We start from the raw sequence: 2,463 nt of genomic DNA, 5'->3' as shown, positions 1-2,463 counted from the left end.
GCAACCCTTCAGGGCTCCGCCTACCTGCCGCTGGGGGCCGACAGACACACCGTCCTGGCCGGACGGGCAAAGGTCGGATCAATCCTCGGCGGAACCCCGTCCGGCGTCCCCGCCTCCCGGAGATACTATGCGGGCGGTGGTGGCTCAGTGAGGGGGTATGTCTATCAGGGTGTCGGTCCCTATTTCCCGGACAACACCCCTGCAGGCGGGCTCTCGCTGATGGAGGTCTCGGGCGAGGTCCGCCATGACCTGACCTCTCGGTGGGGCATCGTGGCCTTCGTGGATGCGGGCGCAGTTGGCACATCCCAGACCCCCGACTTCACGGATCTCAGCGTCGGCGTCGGGCTCGGCGTCCGCTACAACCTTGGCTTCGGACCCATCCGCTTCGACCTGGCGGTTCCGCTGAACCCGAGGAAGGACGACCCGAGCTACCAGATCTATATCAGCATCGGTCAGAGCTTTTGACCGGCGAGTCTGAAACCCCGCCTCCTGGAAGGCAGGCTGGAAAGCCGCGCTTCAGGCCCTGGCTGACCATCCTGGGCCTGATCGTACTCGCCCTGGTGGGCCTCGCCTTGTCCACACCCCTGCTGCTTCGCACCCCTGCGGCCATCTCCCGGATCGAGGCCGTTGCAGATGGCCTCCCGGCGGGCCGGCTGGGACACCTGGAGGTCAGCGGCCTTGCCGGCGACCCTCTCGGCCACCTGACCCTTGACCGGCTCGCCATCCGGGACGCCGATGGGATCTGGCTGGAAGCTCGATCCCTGGACGTGACGTGGGAGCCTACCCGCCTTTTGGCGCGGGAGGTGCGGGTGGTATCTGCGTCCGCTGACCGCGTGCACATCCTTCGGCGTCCGGTACTTGCCCCACCCAAGCCGCACAAGCCCCTGCCGGTGACGGTTACGGTCACCAGGCTTTCCGCTGTCATCGAGAGCGATCCAGCCTTCAGCACCCGCCGAGGGGTGTTCAGCGTGAAGGGAGGGCTTCAGGTGCGGCGCGGCGATGGGGGATATTCCGCAGGGCTGAAGGCCGTGAGCCGGCTTCGTGACGGCGACCACCTCGACGCTGTTCTGGACGTCGGCAAGGATCGCCCCCTCAGGCTTCGCGCTGACGCGCTGGAGGCCAACGGCGGCGCGCTCGCCGGGGTACTGGGCCTGCCGGCGGACAGGCCCTTCCGGATGACCCTGGATGCCGATGGCCGAATGGATCAGGGGCGTGTGCGAGCTGACCTGCGCTCCGGGGATATCCAGCCCGTCGCCCTCAGCGGAACCTGGAGCCCGAGCTCTGGAACGCTATCCGGCCAGATTGACCTGTCTGCCTCGAGTCTCACGCGACCGGTTGCTGAGCGAATTGGCGCGCGTTTGAAGTTGGACGGCCGCGCCGAGGGTGTCGCGGACGACCGCGGAGCCTACATCGCGACCCTGACCCTGACGACGGATGCGGCCTCGGCGCAGATCCGCGGCCCCCTCGACTTCGAGCACCGGCGGGTCGGGGGGAAGGGTCTGGATGTCCAGGTCACGACCCCCTCTCTCCGCCGCATCCTCGGCGCCGGCGTGGATGCAGGGCGGGCGCGCATTTCCGGCCGGCTGCTCGGCGACCCGGAGACTTGGAACTTTACCGGGGAGGGCCGGGTCGAGCAGACGGGGCTTGGAGGCTATCGGCTCGGATCGGCCTCGGGGCCGATCGCCCTGGAGTCCCGGAAGGGACGGATTGGGCTGAACGCCCGCATTCAGGGCGGCGGCGGGCGCGGGGAGGGACTTGTCTTCGCCCTGCTGGGGGCTTCGCCATCCCTGAACCTCAAGGTCGCCAGACAAGATGACGGTGAGATCCTGATCGAGGACATGAAGGCTGCCGGGTCAGGCTTCCAGGCCTCGGGGTCAGGCAGGCGAAGCCTCCTCGGCGGGCTCACCTTTGCGGGCAACGCCTCGGTCAGCCGACTTGACGCCGGCCTGCCGGGGGCTTCCGGGGGATTGACCGCCCGGTGGAATGCGCGCCTGCCGAAGGCTCAATCGCCGTGGGAAGTCACGGTCAGCGCCCGCGGTGACAAGCTGGCGACCGGTCTCAAGGAACTCGACCGACTTCTGGGCGGGACTCCGGACCTCGATGCGCGTTTCTTCCTTCGCAACCGAAGCCTGAGGTTTGAGCGTCTCGACCTACGCGGGGCAGCGCTCCAGGTGCGGGCTCCAGGCGCTGCGCTGGAGGGGGATGCGATTACCGGGCGGCTGGAATGGTCTGCGTTGGGCCCCTTTGCCGCCGGGCCGGTTGAGGTCTCCGGAAAGGCTTCCGGGACGGGACGTCTGGAGGGCAGCATCAGCGCTCCGAGCGTGACCATGAACGCAGCCTTTGACGCCATTCAACTGCCCGGGATGTCCCTTACCGGGGCTCAACTTGACCTGGACTGGTCTCGCTCCGGAGGGTCTGCACAGGTCAGGGCTGCGAGCCCGTTTGGTCCGGCTTCGGCGCGCA

General features: G+C 68.1%; 1 protein-coding gene and 1 pseudogene. Both read left to right on the top strand.

Going from position 1 to position 2,463, the window contains the following annotated elements; genetic code table 11:
* Positions 1-465, top strand: a 465-nt coding sequence (locus tag WCJ52_RS12735) for a BamA/TamA family outer membrane protein (protein ID WP_336903676.1), incomplete at its 5' end; no start/stop codon positions are given.
* Positions 462-2,463 (top strand): annotated as a pseudogene (locus tag WCJ52_RS12730) (translocation/assembly module TamB); the annotation flags it as partial. The gene WCJ52_RS12735 and the pseudogene WCJ52_RS12730, both read left to right, overlap by 4 nt.

This window comes from Phenylobacterium sp., assembly GCF_037138395.1.
Classification (GTDB): Bacteria; Pseudomonadota; Alphaproteobacteria; order Caulobacterales; family Caulobacteraceae; genus Phenylobacterium.
Note: the sequence above shows the minus strand (reverse complement) of the source record. Positions and strands in the feature narration are given on the sequence as shown.